The 16,087-nt window shown below is 67.3% G+C and carries 11 protein-coding genes; 7 read left to right on the forward strand and 4 right to left on the reverse strand.

What is annotated here, in order from left to right; genetic code table 11:
- From RIdsm_RS21565 to RIdsm_RS21590, 6 genes are read left to right on the forward strand one after another with little or no spacing between them, the layout of a single operon-like run.
- The gene (locus tag RIdsm_RS21565; RefSeq protein WP_057821206.1) at positions 1-1,014 is read left to right on the forward strand and encodes a glycosyltransferase family 2 protein; all 1,014 of its coding nucleotides are present in this window, start codon (positions 1-3) and stop codon (positions 1,012-1,014) included.
- A complete protein-coding gene (locus RIdsm_RS21570) occupies positions 1,011-5,618 on the forward strand; it encodes a MupA/Atu3671 family FMN-dependent luciferase-like monooxygenase (protein WP_057821204.1) in 4,608 nt (1,535 codons plus the stop codon). The genes RIdsm_RS21565 and RIdsm_RS21570 overlap by 4 nt, the downstream gene beginning before the upstream one ends.
- The gene (locus RIdsm_RS21575; protein ID WP_074940234.1) at positions 5,615-6,349 is read left to right on the forward strand and encodes a 4'-phosphopantetheinyl transferase family protein; all 735 of its coding nucleotides are present in this window, start codon (positions 5,615-5,617) and stop codon (positions 6,347-6,349) included. Before RIdsm_RS21570 ends, RIdsm_RS21575 begins: the two co-directional genes overlap by 4 nt.
- Positions 6,346-7,332 carry a hypothetical protein gene (locus RIdsm_RS21580; RefSeq protein ID WP_236553400.1) on the forward strand — a complete coding sequence of 329 codons (987 nt, stop codon included), beginning with the start codon at positions 6,346-6,348 and terminating at the stop codon, positions 7,330-7,332. Before RIdsm_RS21575 ends, RIdsm_RS21580 begins: the two co-directional genes overlap by 4 nt.
- Positions 7,329-9,020 carry a hypothetical protein gene (locus RIdsm_RS21585; RefSeq protein ID WP_057821200.1) on the forward strand — a complete coding sequence of 564 codons (1,692 nt, stop codon included), beginning with the start codon at positions 7,329-7,331 and terminating at the stop codon, positions 9,018-9,020. Before RIdsm_RS21580 ends, RIdsm_RS21585 begins: the two co-directional genes overlap by 4 nt.
- Positions 9,021-9,032: 12 nt before the next feature.
- On the forward strand, positions 9,033-9,875 hold the full coding sequence (locus RIdsm_RS21590; RefSeq protein WP_057821198.1) for a glycosyltransferase family 2 protein: 843 nt from the start codon (positions 9,033-9,035) through the stop codon (positions 9,873-9,875).
- A 33-nt stretch (positions 9,876-9,908) separates the two neighbouring features.
- Here RIdsm_RS21590 and RIdsm_RS21595 read toward each other — a convergent pair whose 3' ends face one another.
- A complete protein-coding gene (locus tag RIdsm_RS21595; RefSeq protein ID WP_057821196.1) occupies positions 9,909-11,120 on the reverse strand; it encodes a glycosyltransferase in 1,212 nt (403 codons plus the stop codon).
- 175 nt (positions 11,121-11,295) lie between these two features.
- On the opposite strand from RIdsm_RS21595, the gene RIdsm_RS21600 reads away from it, so the two are divergent.
- Positions 11,296-12,663 (forward strand): oligosaccharide flippase family protein, encoded by a 1,368-nt coding sequence (locus RIdsm_RS21600; RefSeq protein WP_057821194.1) that lies wholly within the window; start codon positions 11,296-11,298, stop codon positions 12,661-12,663.
- 4 nt (positions 12,664-12,667) lie between these two features.
- Here RIdsm_RS21600 and RIdsm_RS21605 read toward each other — a convergent pair whose 3' ends face one another.
- The 3 genes from RIdsm_RS21605 to RIdsm_RS21615 all read right to left on the reverse strand — a co-directional run bounded on the left by RIdsm_RS21605 (position 12,668) and on the right by RIdsm_RS21615 (position 15,697).
- Positions 12,668-13,930 carry a GumC family protein gene (locus RIdsm_RS21605; protein WP_057821192.1) on the reverse strand — a complete coding sequence of 421 codons (1,263 nt, stop codon included), beginning with the start codon at positions 13,928-13,930 and terminating at the stop codon, positions 12,668-12,670.
- 70 nt (positions 13,931-14,000) lie between these two features.
- Entirely contained in the window at positions 14,001-14,876 is an 876-nt protein-coding gene (locus RIdsm_RS21610) for a CpsD/CapB family tyrosine-protein kinase (RefSeq protein ID WP_177228422.1), read from the reverse strand.
- 152 nt (positions 14,877-15,028) lie between these two features.
- The gene (locus RIdsm_RS21615) at positions 15,029-15,697 is read right to left on the reverse strand and encodes a sugar transferase (protein WP_057821188.1); all 669 of its coding nucleotides are present in this window, start codon (positions 15,695-15,697) and stop codon (positions 15,029-15,031) included.
- Between the last annotated feature and the right edge of the window lie 390 nt (positions 15,698-16,087).

The raw sequence follows: 16,087 nt of genomic DNA on the forward strand, positions 1-16,087 counted from the left end.
ATGCATGACCCGTCTGTCCTCACCATCATCCTCAACTTCCGCACCCCCGAGCTGACCCTGAAGGCGCTCGACGCCGCGGTGCGCGAGATGGAGGGCATCCGTGGCGAAATCCTCGTGGTCGACAACGGCTCCGGCGACGATTCCTGCGAGGTCATCACCAAGGCCATCGAAACCCGCGGCCTCGGCAAGAACAACCGCGTGCGCTTCAAGGCCTCGGCCCGCAACGGCGGCTTCGGCGCGGGCAACAATTTCGGCATGCACGCGGGCCTCTCCGACGGCTCGCAGCCCGATTTCTACTACATCCTGAATTCCGACGCCTTCCCGCAGAAGGGCTCGATCCGCAACCTGCTGAAATTCATGGTGGAAAACCGCAAGGCCGGCATCGCCGGCAGCGCGATCCGCGGCGTCGACGACGAACCCCACCAGACCGCCTTCCGCTTCCCCACCATCGCGGGCGAGTTCGAAGGCGCGGTGCGCACCGGCATCTTCACCCGGCTCCTGCGCAACTCGGTCGTCCCCCTCCCCCTGCCGGAGGAAACCGTCCGCGTCGACTGGGTCGCCGGGGCCTCGGCCCTGATGCGCCGCCGGATGCTCGACGAGATCGGCCTCTTCGACGAGACCTTCTTCCTCTATTTCGAGGAAACCGACCTCTGCCTGCGCGCCGCCCGCGCCGGGTGGGAAACCTGGTACGTGCGCAACAGCGAGGTCCTGCACGAAGGCTCCTCCTCGACCGGCATGAAACTCTGGAAGCGCACGCCGAAATACTGGTTCGATTCCCGTCTTCACTATTTCACCAAGAACCACGGCCGCGCCTATGCCGCCGGTGCCACGTTGGCGCGGGTGACAGGCGCGCTGCTGTGGCGGACCCGCGCGATCCTGTCGAACCGGTCCTTCGGCGATCCGCCGCATTTCCTGCGCGATCTCGTCACCCATTTTGCCGGCAACATCCGCCGGCGCCCCGATCACCTCGCGGCCACCCCGATGACCAAGCCCCTTGCGGAGGAGTCGAAATGACCCGGTTTACCAGTGCACTTGTTGGCGAAGAAACTCTCCTGATCGGCTGCGGCGACCAGCTGCTCGACCACGGCCACGGCATCGCCGCCGTGGTCTCGACCAACCCCCATGTGATCGGCTGGGCGGCCTCGCACGGCCTGCCCGTACACGACACCGTCGCCGGCCTGCGCGCGGGCGCGGGCTTCGACTGGCTCTTCAGCATCGCCAACCTCTCGGTCATCCCCGATGACGTGCTGGCCCTGCCCGCGAAGGGCGCGATCAACTTCCACGACGGCCCGCTGCCGCGCATGGCCGGGCTCAACACGCCCGTCTGGGCGCTGCTCAACGGCGAAACCGACCACGGCATCAGCTGGCACGTGATGGAAGCCGGCATCGACAAGGGCGACCTGCTGGTCACCCGCGAGATCGCCATCGCCGAAGACGACACCGCCCATTCGCTCAACTCGAAATGCTACGCCGCCGGCCTCGACAGCTTCGCCGAACTCCTCGGCCAGATCGAGACCGACACGCTGGCCCCCCGCCCGCAGGATTTCACCACCCGCAGCTATTTCGCAGGCTCGAAGCGCCCCCGCGCCGCAGCCGCCATCGACGTGGCGCAACCCGCAGCCCAAACCGCCGCCATGATCCGCGCGCTCGATTTCGGCGGCTACTGGAACCCGCTCGCCCTGCCGCGCCTGCTGACCGCCAAAGGTCCCCTCTTCCCCCGCAGTGCCACCGTCGTTCCGGCACAAGCCGACACCCAGCCCGGCCAGGTCCTCGAGGCCACCGACGACAGCCTGACCATCGCCACAACCGACGGCGCCCTGCGCCTCGCCTCGCTGCTCGACACCGAGGGCAAACCCGCCACCCCGCGCGCCCTGTTCGAGGCCGGGGAAACCCTCCCCGCCCTCGCGGCCGACACCGCGGACCAGCTCACCGCCACCGCCGAACGCCTCGCCCGGCATCAGCGCCACTGGCGCGCCCGCCTGACCGAGATGACCCCGGTGCAGGTCCCGCTCGCCCGCCCCGCCGGGAAAACAGCCGACTGGGTCGTCGAAGACGTGGCCCTCCCCGCCGGGCTTGACCGCGCAACCGCGCTGACCGTCCTCGCCGCCTGGGCCCTGCAAGGCATGGGCCAGCGCGCGGGCGACATCGCCTACGCCCCCGCCAGCCTCAAGCGCGACGCCCGCACGCCGTCGATCACCGCCCCGTGGATGCCGCTCCGCCTCGAGGCCACCGACGCCACCACGCTCGCCGAGGCCATCGCCGCCGTCACCGGGGAAATCGCAACCGCCGACGGCAAACCGGGCTTCCCCGACGATCTCGCCCTGCGCGACCCGGCCCTCGGCACGCTGCAAACCCCTGCCATCGCCATCAGCGACGGCCCCTCCACCATCCCCGGCGCCGTCATCGTTGCTGCGCTCGACCCCAGCGGCACCTGCCACCTGCATATCGACCGCGCCCGCCTCGACGACGCCGCGATCAGCCTGCTGACGGAACGCCTCTCGGCCATGCTGACCCGCGCCGCCAACTGCGTGCCCGACACCTTCACCATGCAGGCGCTCTGCACCCTGCCGAAATCCGAGCGCATCCTGCAACTGACCACCTGGAACGCCACCGAGGCCCAATACGACCCGGCCCTCACCATCCACCGCGCCTTCGAGCGCCAGGCGGAACAAACCCCCGACGCAACGGCGCTGGTCTTCGAGGATACCGAGCTCACCTATGCCGAGCTCAACGCCCGCGCCAACCGCGCCGCACAGGCCCTGCAAGACGCCGGCGTCGGCCGCAACGTCAACGTGGGCCTCTGCCTGCGCCGCTCGCCCGACCTGCTGATCGGCGCGCTGGCCATCCTGAAAGCGGGCGGCGCCTATGTCCCGCTCGACCCCGATCACCCGGCCGACCGCCTTGCCCATATCATGGGCGACAGCGGCGCACGCGTCCTGCTGGCCCACGGGCCCACGCAAGGCAACCTGCCCGAGACCGACGCCAAGCTCATCCTGCTCGACCATGTCGACCAGACCGGCGACGCGCCCAATGTCGACGGCGGCAGCGGGCCCGACGACCTCGCCTACCTGATCTACACCTCCGGCTCGACCGGCAAGCCCAAGGGCGTGATGGTCGAACACCGCAACGTCGCCAACTTCTTCCGCGGCATGGATGACTGCGTCGACCGCACCGCCGGCAACGTCTGGCTGGCCGTCACCTCGATCTCCTTCGACATCTCGGTGCTGGAACTCTTCTACACCCTCGCCCGCGGCTTCAAGGTCGTGGTCACCGGCTCGGAAAACCGCGCCGCCGTCTCGAACGGCCCGATCGCCGCCTCGGGCGAGCCGATGGATTTCTCGGTCTATTTCTGGGGCAACGACGATGGCCCCGGCCCGAAGAAATACCAACTCCTCCTCGACGCCGCCCGCTTTGCCGATGCCAACGGCTTCGCCGCCGTCTGGACGCCTGAGCGCCATTTCCACGCCTTCGGCGGCCCCTACCCGAACCCCTCGGTTTCCGGCGCGGCCATCGCCGCCGTCACCCAGAACATCTCGGTCCGCGCAGGCAGCATCGTCGCGCCCCTGCACCACCCGGCCCGCATCGCCGAAGACTGGGCGATGATCGACAACCTCACCAACGGCCGCGCAGGCCTCGCCTTCGCCTCGGGCTGGCATCCGGATGACTTCGTCCTCCGCCCCGAGAACACGCCGCCCAACAACAAGCCGGCGCTCTACGACACCATGAACAAGGCCCGCGCCCTCTGGCGCGGCGAGGCGGTCGACTTCCCGACCCAATCGGGCGACATGCTGCCCGTCAAGACCCTGCCCCGCCCCGTCTCGGAAGAGCTCGAATGCTGGGTCACCACCGCCGGCAATCCGCAAACCTGGCGCGAGGCCGGCGAACAGGGCGCGCATATCCTCACCCACCTCCTCGGCCAGTCGATCGACGAGGTCGCCGAGAAGATCACCATCTATCACGACGCCCTGCGCGGCGCCGGCCATGACCCGGCCGACTTCAAGGTCACGGTGATGCTGCACAGCTACATCTCCGACAGCCGCGAACACGCCCGCGAGGTCGCCCGCGACCCGATGAAAAACTACCTGCGCAGTGCCGCGGGCCTGATCAAGCAATACGCCTGGGCCTTCCCCGCCTTCAAACGCCCCGAAGGCGTGAAATCGCCCTTCGAGATGGACCTCGGCACATTGGGCGAGGACGAACTCGAAGCCATCCTCGACTTCGCCTTCGAGCGCTACTTCGAAGACTCGGGCCTCTTCGGCACCGTCGCCGACGGCGTCGCCCGCGCCGAACAGATGAAGCGCATCGGCGTCACCGAAATCGCCTGCCTCGTCGATTACGGCATCGCGCCCGAGATGGTGCTGGAAGGCCTCGAGCTCATCAAACAGGTGATGGACGCCTCCAACGCCCCGGCCACGCTTGCCGATGACGACTTCTCGCTCGCGGCCCAGATCATCCGCCATGACGTCACCCACCTGCAATGCACGCCCAGCATGGCGCGCATCCTGACGCAGAACGACGAGGCGCGCATGGCCCTGCGCCATGTCCGGCAGCTCCTGATCGGCGGCGAGGCCTTCCCGGCCGATCTCGCCCAGGACCTGCGCAGCGCCTCCTCGGCCCGGATCGACAACATGTACGGGCCCACGGAAACCACCGTCTGGTCGGCGCATCAACGGGTTCAGCCCGGCGCGCACGGCCACACCGTGCCCATCGGCCAGCCCATCGCCAACACCCAGGTCTACATCCTCGACGACACCGGCGCCCCGGCCCCGGTCGGCGTCGCGGGCGAGCTCTGCATCGGTGGCGATGGCGTCACCCGCGGCTACTGGCGCCGCGACGAGCTGACCGCCGACCGCTTCGTGCCCGACCCATTCGCCGGCGGCACGGCCCGCATGTACCGCACCGGCGACCTCGCCCGCTGGACAGCCTCCGGCACGCTCGACTTCCTCGGCCGCGACGACTTCCAGGTGAAGATCCGCGGCCAGCGGATCGAACTGGGCGAAATCGAAGAGGCCATGAAACAACTGCCCGGCGTCACCGAGGCGGTCGTCGTGCCCCTCCAATCCGCCACCGGCGACACCCGCCTTGCGGGCTACTTCACCGGCACCGCCGCCGAAGACAGCCTCCGCGCCCACCTCAAGGCCGAACTGCCCGACGCGATGGTCCCCGCCGACCTGATGCAGCTCGAAATCATGCCCTTGACGCCCAACAAGAAAATCGACCGCAAATCCCTGCCAGAGCCGGTGCGCAAGGCGAAACCCGCCAAACCCCGCACCGCCACACAGGCCTCTGCGCTGGAAAGCAAGATCGCCGATATCTGGTCGACCGTTCTCGGCGTCCAGCAGATCGCCCCCGAAGACAGCTTCTTCGACCTCGGCGGTCACTCCCTGCTGGCGGTTCAGGCTCATCGCGACATCCGCAAGGCGCTCGATGCACCGACCCTGTCGATCACCGATATCTTCCGCTTCCCGGTGCTGCGCGACCTCGCCAAACACCTCGAAGGCTCGGGCAACACCCCCGAACCGGAGGCCCCCGAGACCGAAGAGGCCAGCGAAGCCCGCGCCGCCACCATGTCGAAACGCCGCGCCATGCGCGCCGGCCGCGAGCGTCAGATGTCATGAGCATGCACACACCGATCCTGTCGTCGGATGCTCTCGAGCAGGACATCCTGACACTCTTCATGCCGGTGGTCTCGGTGGCCGTAACCGACCCCGCGACCGAGCACGAGGCACTCTTCGACGACGAGGCCCCGACCGTCGCGAAAGCCACCGACAAGCGCCGGCGCGAATTCTCGGCCGGACGCGCGGCCGCGCGTCGGGCGATGCACCAGATGGGCCTGCCCGCCATGCCCCTGCCCGCCGACGACACCCGCGCCCCGGTCTGGCCCGACGACGTCACCGGCAGTATCAGCCATAACGACCAGGTCTGCATCGCCGTCGTGGCCGATGCCCGCAGCGTGCCCGCCATCGGCATCGACATCGAAGAAGCCCGCCCGCTCGAACCCGAGCTCTTCCCCGATATCTGCACCCTGCCCGAACGCGCCTGGCTTTCCAGCCAGCCCGAGCAGGACCGCGGGATGCTGGCCAAGCTGATCTTCAGCGCCAAGGAATGCACCTACAAGTGCCAGTTCACCCTCAGCCGTACCTTCCTTGAATTCCACGACCTCGAAATCACCGCCGATCGCGATTGCGGCCAGTTCGAAGCCACCTTCCTGCGCACCGTCCCCGGCTTCGCCAGTGGCGCGCGGCTCTACGGGCGCTATGTCGTGACGCAGGGCCACATCATAACCGCCATCTCCGCCGAACGGCACACCACCCCCGCCGTGCAGGAACGGCGCGTGTCCTTCTGGTGACCACGCCGGCAACCGGGTTTCAGACGATGTTCGACCGCACGACCCTCCTACTCGGATTGGCCGTTCTCGTGGCCGCCACCGTCACCCTCTGGGTGGTGCTGTCGCGGCCTGCCCTCACGCCCGAGAAACTGCGCGCCGCCTATGCCGACCCGGCCCCGGCCCCGCCGGCCCACGGGCTGCGCGTCTTCCACCTCGGCCACAGCCTCGTCGGCCGTGACATGCCGGCCATGCTGGCCCAGCTGGCGGGCGACAAGCACCGCTACGAAAGCCAGCTCGGCTGGGGCACCTCCCTGAAAGAGCATTACGAGCCCTCCGAAACCATCAACGGCTTCGAGCAGGAAAACGACCACCCCCGCTTCCGCCCCGCGCGCGAGGCGATCGGCTCGGGCGACTATGACGCCGTCGTGCTGACCGAGATGGTCGAAATCCGCGACGCCATAAAGTACCACGACAGCAGCAAATACGTCGCCCGCTGGGCCAGCCTCGCGCGCGAGGCCAACCCCCAGACCCGCCTTTACCTCTACGAGACCTGGCACAAGCTCGACGACCCCGACGGCTGGCTCGACCGGCTCGATGCCGACCTCGACCGCTACTGGATCGGCGAACTCCTGCAACAGGATTTCACCCGCAACATTCCCGAACGCCCGGTCTACCTGATCCCCGCCGGCCAGGTCATGGCCCGCTTCGTCCGCAAGGTGGAAGACACTGGCGGCATCGGCGACATCACCTCCCGCGAAGACCTCTTCCAGCGCAAGGACAGCGGCGAGATCGACCCGATCCACATCAACGATCTCGGCGCCTACCTCGTCGCCCTCACCCATTACGCCGTCCTCTACCAGACATCGCCCGTGGGCCTGCGCCACGAGCTCGCCCGCGCCGACGGCACCGAGGCCCGGGCGCCGTCAGAGGCCACCGCCCGCCTCATGCAACAGGTCGTCTGGGACGTGGTCCGCGCCCGCCCCGAAACCGGAGTCCCCCGATGATCCGCCTCCTCGCCCTCGTCGCCCTGCTCCTCACCGGCACAGCCCCGGCCCTCGCCCAGTCCGACACGCGCGCCTTCCCCCTCGCCATCAACCTCGCCGAGGTCAACGACTGGAGCGCCGAGCAACCCTTCATCGACGTGTTCAAGACCGCCCGCCGCTGGATCGGCCACAAGCCCGGCCAATGGGGCGGCCTCGACTATCACGACCTCGAAGACCGCGGCCTGCTCGATGCAAACGGCTGGCCCACCTCCGTGCCCGGCGACCTCGGCTCCATCGGCACCCTCATCCTCACCGACCTGCCCGCCGATGCCGACATCTACGCCGGCCGCTACGTCCTCAGCTTCGAGGGCGAGGGCATCGTCGAGGTGGCCGGCGCCGTCCGCAACGTCCGCTACGGCGACGGCCGCGTCGCCTTCGACTTCCAGCCACAGACCGGCGGCACGGTCCTGGTGAAGATCCAGCGCTCCGACCCGATGAAAACCGGCGATTATATCCGCAACATCTCGGTCGTCCGCGAAGACCATCTCGACGCCCATCGGAACGGCGCGATCTTCAACCCCCTCTGGCTCGACCACATGGCAGGCTTCAAGGTCCTCCGTTTCATGGACTGGATGGTCACCAACGATTCCGACCAGCAAGGCTGGGAGAACCGCCCGAAGCCCTCCGACTTCTCCTACACCCGCCACGGCATCCCCGCCGAAATCATGGTCCGCCTCGCCAACGAGCTGGGCGCCGACCCGTGGTTCTGCATGCCGCATCTCAGCGACGAGACCTACCAGCGCAACTTTGCCGAGCTGGTCGAGGCCGGGCTCGACCCCGCGCTGAAAGCCTATGTCGAATACTCCAACGAGGTCTGGAACTGGCAATTCCTGCAAGCCGAATGGACCGAGGCCCAGGCGCAGGAGCGCTGGGGCCAGCGCTACAAGGGGCAGGACTATTACGGCATGAAAACCGCCCAGATGGCACAGATCTGGTCCGACGTGTTCGCCGCCGACCGCGACCGCCTCGTCACCGTCATCGCCACCCAGACCGGCTGGCTGAGCCTCGAACGCTCCATCCTCGAAGCCCCCCTCTGGGTCGCCGAGGGCAACGAGCCGCCCCACAGCTTCGCCGACGCCTATGCCATCACCGGCTATTTCGGCTCCTATCTCGGCCGCGACGAGATGCGCGACATCACCCTTGAGAAGATCGCCGAAAGCACCGCCGCCGCCGAGGCTGACGCCCGCGACCAGGGGCTCACCGGCGAGGCGCTCACCGCCCATGTCGCCGCCCACCGCTTCGACGCGGCCACCGACTGGGCCATCGACGCCCTCCTCGATTCCAGGCAATACGGCGAGGAATTCGACGGGCTTGACCGCGCCGCCGGCACGTTCTTCACCTACCAGGCCGAGATCGCCCGCGAATACGGCCTCGACCTCATCGTCTACGAGGGCGGCACCCACATCGTCGGCGTGGGCCAGCAGGTCGGCGACGAAACCCTCGCCGCCTTCTTCACCCACCTCAACTACACCCCCGAACTCGCCACCCTTTACCGCCAGCTCTTCGAGAAATGGGCCGAGGTCAGCGACGGGCCCTTCGCCCTCTTCAACGACGTGAGCGTTCCCACCAAGTGGGGCAGCTGGGGCCACCTCCGCCACTTGGGCGATACCGACAATCCCCGCTGGCAGGTCGTCGAAGAGTTCAAGTAGACTGGCCCCGACATGAACACCGCCCCCCGTCCCAAGGCCACGGTCATCATCCCGGCCAATAACGAGGCCGCCTATATCGGCGCCTGTCTCGACAAGGTCCTGTCGTCAGCCAGTGATATTCCCTTCGAGACCATCGTCGTCGCCAATGCCTGCACCGACACCACGGTCGATATCGCCCACGAGATCGAAGGCCATTCCCAGAACCCTGCCCGCCCGATCCGCGTGATCGCCACCGAAACGGGCGGCAAGCTTAACGCCCTGCAATTGGGCGACGACGCGGCCCGCGCCGACATACGCATCTATCTCGACGCCGATGTTTCGGTCAGCCGCGCCCTGATCCCCGCGATCATCGCCGCGCTCGAGACCGGGGCCCCCCGCTACGCCAGCGGCACCCCCGAAATCGCCCCGGCCCAAAGCCCCGTCACCCGCGCCTACGCCCGTTTCTGGCAGAAGCTGCCCTTCGTCTCGAACGGCGTGCCGGGCTTCGGCCTCTTCGCCGTCAACGCCCCCGGCCGCGCCCGCTGGCAAGCATGGCCCGACATCATCTCCGACGACACCTTCGCCCGCCTCAACTTCGCGCCCTCGGAGCGGGTCAGGGTTCCCGAAACCTACCGCTGGCCGATGATCGAGGGCCTCTCCGGCCTGATCCGCGTCCGCCGCCGACAAGATCGCGGCGTGGCCGAGATCGGCCGGAAATTCCCCCACCTCCTGCAAAACGCCGACCCGGGCGCCACCTCCGGCACGCAGAAGCTGCGGGCCATCCTGCGCGACCCGCTGGGCTTCCTCGTCTACGGCTTCATCGCCCTCTGCGTCCGCATCCCCGTCGGCACCTCGACCTGGGCCCGCGGCCGGTAAGCGAGCCGGCCCGGCGTCTCACCGTCAGGCAACCTATCCCCGATCCACCGCCGCCCGGAAATGCCCGGCCAGCTTCTCCGCCTCGCGGTACATGTCATGCCGCTCCAGAACCCTTGCCCGCCCGGCACGCCCCAACGCGGCCCGTTCCTCCGCCGACATCGCCTCCAACGCCAGCACAGCCTCCGCCAGCGCCGCGTCATCCCCCGCCGGCACCAGCCAGCCGGTCACGCCCTCCTGCACCAGCTCCGGTATCCCCGCGACGTAGGTGGAAATCACCGGCCGCCCGGCCGCCATCGCCTCCATGATCACCATCGGCAGCCCCTCGGCAAAGCTCGGCAGCACCAGCGCATGACACCCCGCCAGCGCGTCCCTGACCTCGTCCTCGGCCTGCCACCCGGCCAGCGTCACGTGATCCCCAAGCCCCCGCTCGGAAATCTCCGCCTCCAACGCCCCGCGCAACTCCCCGTCGCCAATCAGCGTCAGCCTCGCCTCCGGCACCTCCCCGACAACCCGGCTCATCACCGGCATCAAGATCAGCTGCCCCTTCTGCTCCGACAACCGTCCGATATTCACCAGTCGCAAGCCCTTGTCCGGCATCTCGCCCGGCTCCGGAAACATCTCCGGGTCGATCCCGCAATGCACCACCTTCACGCCGCTCCACGCGGTATGCGGCAGCCACCGGCACAGCTGGCTCCGGCCGTAGGAACTGACCGCCACGGTAAATGCGGCCTCCTCCATCTTCCGCGCCAGCGACAGCGAATGCACCGCATCGAACTCCTCCGGCCCGTGCACCGTGAAACTGTAAGACGGCCCGCCCAGAACACGCACAAGCATCGCCACCGCAGCCGCATTCGTGCCGAAATGCGCATGCATATGCTCCACGCCCCCGGCTTGCACCAGCCTCAGCACATGGCACGCCTCGACGAGGTAAATCAGATGCCGCACCCGCCCCAGCGGTGACACCGCCGCCAGCCCCATTGCCGCCTTCCACGCCGCGGCAAACGTCCCCGGCCGCCCCACCAGCGCCCGCAGCAGCGACAGCAGCAACGCCACCTTCCCCGCCTCCAGCACATAGCTCGTCCGCCCCAGCTCCTCGCGGTCCTGCGGGTCCTTCAACGGCAGGTCGCTCCGTCGCATCGCGATCCGGTCGACCGACAGGCCCAGCCGCTCAAGCCCCTTCAGCTCGCGCCGGATGAAGCTTTGCGACGGCTGGGGATAGGTATTGAGAATATAAGCGATTTTCACGTGGGACACCGGGCAGAGAGCACTCGGCCTCCACGCTACAAGCGCCGCCACGTCAAGGAAAGTGCGACCGCAAAGGCATAGGCCACACGTGCCGCACCCGTGTGCAATTGACCACGCTACCGCCTGCGCCTAGCGTGCAGACAGGCATAACAGGCACCCGGACACCCCCGACAACATGAAGCGCGTCACCCAAGCATTCCGCGGCTCTCACCTGACCGCCCGGATCCTGCGCAGCACGTCCTGGGTGGTGGTGGGGTATGGCGGGGCACAGGCCATCCGCCTCGGCTCGAACCTGATCCTCACCCGCATCCTCTTCCCCGAGGCCTTCGGCATCATGGCGCTCGTCACCATGGTGACAGTGGGCCTGATGATGTTCTCCGACGTGGGCATCGGCCCGGCCCTCGCCCGAAGCCCGCGCGGCGACGACCCCGAATTCCTCAACACCGCCTGGTCCCTGCAGGTGATGCGAGGCTTTGGCCTCTGGCTGGTCACGCTGGCGCTGGCCTACCCCTTTGCCCAACTCTACGAGCACCCCGAACTGGCGCTCTACCTGCCCGTCGCGGGGCTGTCGCTCATCCTCACCGGGTTCTTCCCCACACGGATGGAGCTGGCCCGCCGCCACCTCCAGATGGGCCGCGCCACGATGCTCGACCTTATCAGCCAGCTCCTCGGCCTCGCCCTCATGGTGGCCCTCGCCCTCTGGACGCGCTCCGTCTTCGCCCTCGTCCTCGGCGCGGTGTTCACCAACCTCATCAAGCTCGTCGTCATGTGGGTCGGCCTGCCCGGCCGCCGCGACCGCTTCCAGATCGAGAAACCGGCGCTTCTGGAACTCGTGAGCTTCGGCAAATGGATCTTCCTCGGCACCGCCTTCGGCTTCATCAGCACCCAGGGCGACAAGGCCGTGCTCGGCAAGCTCCTCAGCCTCGAAACGCTGGGCATCTACAATATCGGCTTCTTCCTCGCCAGCTTCGCCATGGCCCTCGGCCAGTCGGTGGCGCAAGACCTGCTGATCCCGGTCTACCGCAACAAGCCCCCCTCGGAATCCGCCGAGAACCGCCGGAAACTCCAGCGCATGCGCTTCCTGCTCACCGGCGGGCTCTGCGCCCTGCTGCTGCTGATGGCCTATGTCGGCCCACCGCTGGTCGAATTCCTTTACGACGACCGCTACCTCGCGGCCGGTCCCATCGTCACCATCATGGCCTGCGGTTTCATCCCCAAGATCATCGGCATGAGCTACGATCAGGCGGCGCTCGCGGCGGGCGACTCGCGCCGGGTGTTCTTCCTCACCGGCACCCGCTCGACGCTGCAGATGATCATGCTCTTCCTCGGCCTCTACTATTTCGGCCTGCTGGGCGGGGTTGCGTCCTACGGCATCGCCATGCTGATCGCGCATCCCCTGCTCGTGGCGCTCGCGATCCGCCACCAGGCATGGGATCCGCTGCACGACCTCGTCAGCTTCACGCTGGCCGGCCTTTTGGCGGCAGGCGCCATCGCGCTCCACTGGGACGCGCTGCAGACCATCTCCTCGGCGCCGGTCGGCTGACGCCTCAGAACGCCCGCCTGCGCCCCCGGAACGCCCGCATCAGAAGCGTCCGGCCCCGGCTGCGCGGCGCCTCGGGAATGACGGCCACCGGCGCAAAGCCAAGGTCGCGTTCCATCACCGCGGCACTGCGCACCACCGGGTTCATCAGGTCAAGCAGGAACGCGATACCCAGCGCCGCCATCAGGCTGGCAAACGCGCCCATCACCGCCATCTTGGTGCGCGACGGGGTCGACGGGTAATCGGGCCACGAGGCCGGCTCCAGCACGCTCAGATGCTCCGACTGGCCTTCCGATTCCAGCTGAAACCCGATCTCGGCGGCCTTGCGGCTTTCGCTGACGCTGGCCAGCTCTTCCTGCATCGTGGTCAGTTCGCGGGTCAGCCGGGTCAGCTGCGCCTGCAGGGCCGGGTCGACCTCGCTGGCGGCCGACACGGTGTTCAGGCTTTCGGTCAGGTAATCGCGCTGCTCGGTCAGGTCGTTCAGGCGCGCCACGTCCTCGGCCCGCTCGCGCTCTTCCAGCCGGGTCAGGTTGCCGTTACCGGCATCCCGCTCCAACTGGCGCTGCAGCACGATCATCTGCCGCTCGACCGAAAGGATCTCGGCCCTCAGCGCCTCGATCTCGCGCTCTTGCGAGGCCCGCAGCCCGCCCTCGGGCATGTCGTTCTGCCGACGGAAATTCGCCAGGCTTTCTTCCATGTCGGCCACCTGCGCCTCGAGCTTGCTCTGCCGCAGGGTGAAGAACGACAACGTTTCCTCGGCCCGTTCCAGCCGCTTGTTCCGGCTCAGGTCGACCGTCCGCCGCGTCACTTCCTCGGCCAGCGCCTGCGCGCTTTCCCGGTCGCCCCAGGTGGCGGTCACCCGGACAAGGGAAATGGCGCCGTCGCCGGACGTCCCGGTCCGCGCCGCGGCCACGCCCGACACGCTCAGCGAATGGCGCAGCACCGAGACCTTTTCACTGTCCGGCAGGCCGGCCAGCTCGTCCAGAACACCCACAGAGGCCGCCACGTCGAGGATCGCGTCATGCGACATCACCCGCTGCTCGACGATCTGCAACTGCCGCGCATCCGCCCCCGAAACCGTCGGCGGCGCCAGCTCGTTGGCCACCTTGGCGTCTTCCACCTGAAGCACCGCCTGCGAGGTATACTGGTGCGTCTGCGACATCGCGAAAAGCAGCGTGGCGAGACAGCCAAGCAGGGCCAACCGCACGATCAGCCAGAAACGGCGCCGCATCATGTCGCGAAGTTCTTCAATCCAATCCGAAAAGGTCATGAGAGACGTCCTAACCTGTAACCAAGAAAACCATTACCACACAAACCGGCGCAGCGCGCGCCGGCCCGTATCACCGTCTACGCGCTTTCTTGCGCGGCAGACGCCCCCGGTTCAGTACCACGCCCAGCAACGGTGCGCGACCGTCAAGCATCTTCTGGCATTGGGCGATATCCTGCGCCACCGTCTTGGTGCCGTCCACCACCAGCAGAACACCGTCGACCTGCGGCAGGAAGGCCATCACGTCGTCGTATTCCAGCATCGGTGGCGTATCGCACAGGATCACATCCGGCGTCAGCGCGCCGGTAATCTCGTCAAGCACATCCGCCGTGCTCTGGCTCTGCAACAGCTCGGCCGGGTTCGGCGGCACCTCGGAATTCAGCCCCACGGCAAGGTTGTCGCCGTAGCGCTCGAGATAATCGCAATAGGACACCTTCCCGCGCAGCAGGTCGGCCATGCTCTGCACCGGCTTGTGGCCCAGCGCATCGCCCAGCCCCGGCGCCCGCTGGTTGAGATCCAGCAGAACCGTGGTCACATCGGGGATTGCCGCCATGCTCAGCGCAAGGTTCAGCGTGGTGTAGGTGGTGCCGCAGCCCGAGGTCGGCGAGGTCACGGCGACCCGGCCGATCCCGTGCGACTTCATCGTCTGCAAAAGCTGGGTGCGCAGCCCGTCGGTGGCATGCTTGACCCTCTCGGACTGGCCGCGCAGCTTTTGCGCAGCCGACTGATGGCCGCGCCAAGCGGGCTTCAGAATCTGCCACGAGCCAAGCTCGAGAAGGTCCGTTCCGGTCTGGGTCATCGGTTCGTCGTCAGCCTCGAATTCATCCTCCGGCACGGCGGCAGAGGGCCGGGCAGACGCGCCCTGGCCCGGCAAAACCACCGGCTCGGCACCAGCCCCCACGGCTGCGGCACCAAGCAGAGAATGCTTCAGCTTCCGGTCGAACGGCAAGTCCGCATCGGACCCGCGGCCGGAACCGGGTTTCAGTTCGCCTGTCGGGCCGTCAGATTTTGCCCAGTCAAACGACACCTCGTACCTCTCAAACATATTCTATCCATTCTGCACGGCCCGACCCCTCGGGCACGCCCCCACCCCTTTTTATCTCAATGGCCGGTCCGTCTCAGAACCACGCCGATCGTCTTCCACAACACCTTGGCATCCCGCGGCAGCGACATCTCGGCGTCATAGGCCGCGTCGTAATGCGCCCGGTCCGCGAACGAGCTTTCGTTGCGCCGGTCGATCTGCCAGTAGCCGGTGATCCCCGGCCGCACGGCGAAATAGTGGCGCGGATCACCGTAAAGCGACAGCTGGTCGGGCATCATCGGGCGCGGGCCGACAAGGCTCATCTCGCCCTTCAGCACGTTCCACAGCTGCGGCAGCTCGTCCATCGAGGTCCGCCGCAGCATCGCGCCCACCTTGGTGATGCGCGGATCGTTCTTCAGCTTCTGCGACACGTCCCATTCGCGTTTCAGCTCGGGGTCGGTCGCCAGGACCGCCTGCAGCTTCTTGTCCGCATCCCGGACCATCGTCCGCAGCTTGAGAATCGAGAACCGCTCGCCGTTCAGCCCAAGACGCGCCTGGCGATAGAACGGGTTTCCGCCTTCGACGAACAGCAGCAACGCCGCAATCCCGACGATCGGCAGGTAGACCGGCAGCAGCGCCAGCACGAGCAGGATATCGAGAACCCGCTTGCCGACCGTCCGGTAGACCGATCCACGACGCGGCACATCGACGACGGTAACAGCGGCAGACCGGGCGGAACTACGGGTCATGGCCGACTGCGGCGCCCGTTTCACCGGAAGCGGGGTGTTCGCCGGAATTCCGCGAAAAGCTACCGGCCCGCGCCGACTGGGGGCCGGCGGATTCACGTTCAGATTAGCCATGTGATATCCCCAACTGATTACTCGTTCACACTCGCAGGGAAACGAAACTCAGCGGATCGACTTCAGGCCCGCCAGGCCGCGTATCCAGACACACACACTCACCACCCCCGGGCCGCTGATCACAGCCCGGCCAAAACTCACCAACTTGGGTGGCAGTCCCTTTTAAGGCGAATTTCCGCCTTTAACTTGACACAATTCAAATTACCGGAACGAGGTAAATCTTAAACTTCGTAGACGGAAACAGATTGTTTCGCATTCCGGCAAGGCCATTCGCAAATA

Origin of the sequence: Roseovarius indicus, from assembly GCF_008728195.1 — a bacterium.
Classification (GTDB): Bacteria; Pseudomonadota; Alphaproteobacteria; order Rhodobacterales; family Rhodobacteraceae; genus Roseovarius; species Roseovarius indicus.

What these genes read in the sequence shown, in the direction of transcription:
- RIdsm_RS21565 (WP_057821206.1), top strand. Translation starts at nt 1, where the DNA reads ATGCATGACCCGTCTGTCCTCACCATCATCCTCAACTTCCGCACCCCC.
- RIdsm_RS21570 (WP_057821204.1), top strand. Translation starts at nt 1,011, where the DNA reads ATGACCCGGTTTACCAGTGCACTTGTTGGCGAAGAAACTCTCCTGATC.
- RIdsm_RS21575 (WP_074940234.1), top strand. Translation starts at nt 5,615, where the DNA reads ATGAGCATGCACACACCGATCCTGTCGTCGGATGCTCTCGAGCAGGAC.
- RIdsm_RS21585 (WP_057821200.1), top strand. Translation starts at nt 7,329, where the DNA reads ATGATCCGCCTCCTCGCCCTCGTCGCCCTGCTCCTCACCGGCACAGCC.
- RIdsm_RS21590 (WP_057821198.1), top strand. Translation starts at nt 9,033, where the DNA reads ATGAACACCGCCCCCCGTCCCAAGGCCACGGTCATCATCCCGGCCAAT.
- RIdsm_RS21600 (WP_057821194.1), top strand. Translation starts at nt 11,296, where the DNA reads ATGAAGCGCGTCACCCAAGCATTCCGCGGCTCTCACCTGACCGCCCGG.
- RIdsm_RS21605 (WP_057821192.1), bottom strand. Translation starts at nt 13,930, where the DNA reads ATGACCTTTTCGGATTGGATTGAAGAACTTCGCGACATGATGCGGCGC.
- RIdsm_RS21615 (WP_057821188.1), bottom strand. Translation starts at nt 15,697, where the DNA reads ATGACCCGTAGTTCCGCCCGGTCTGCCGCTGTTACCGTCGTCGATGTG.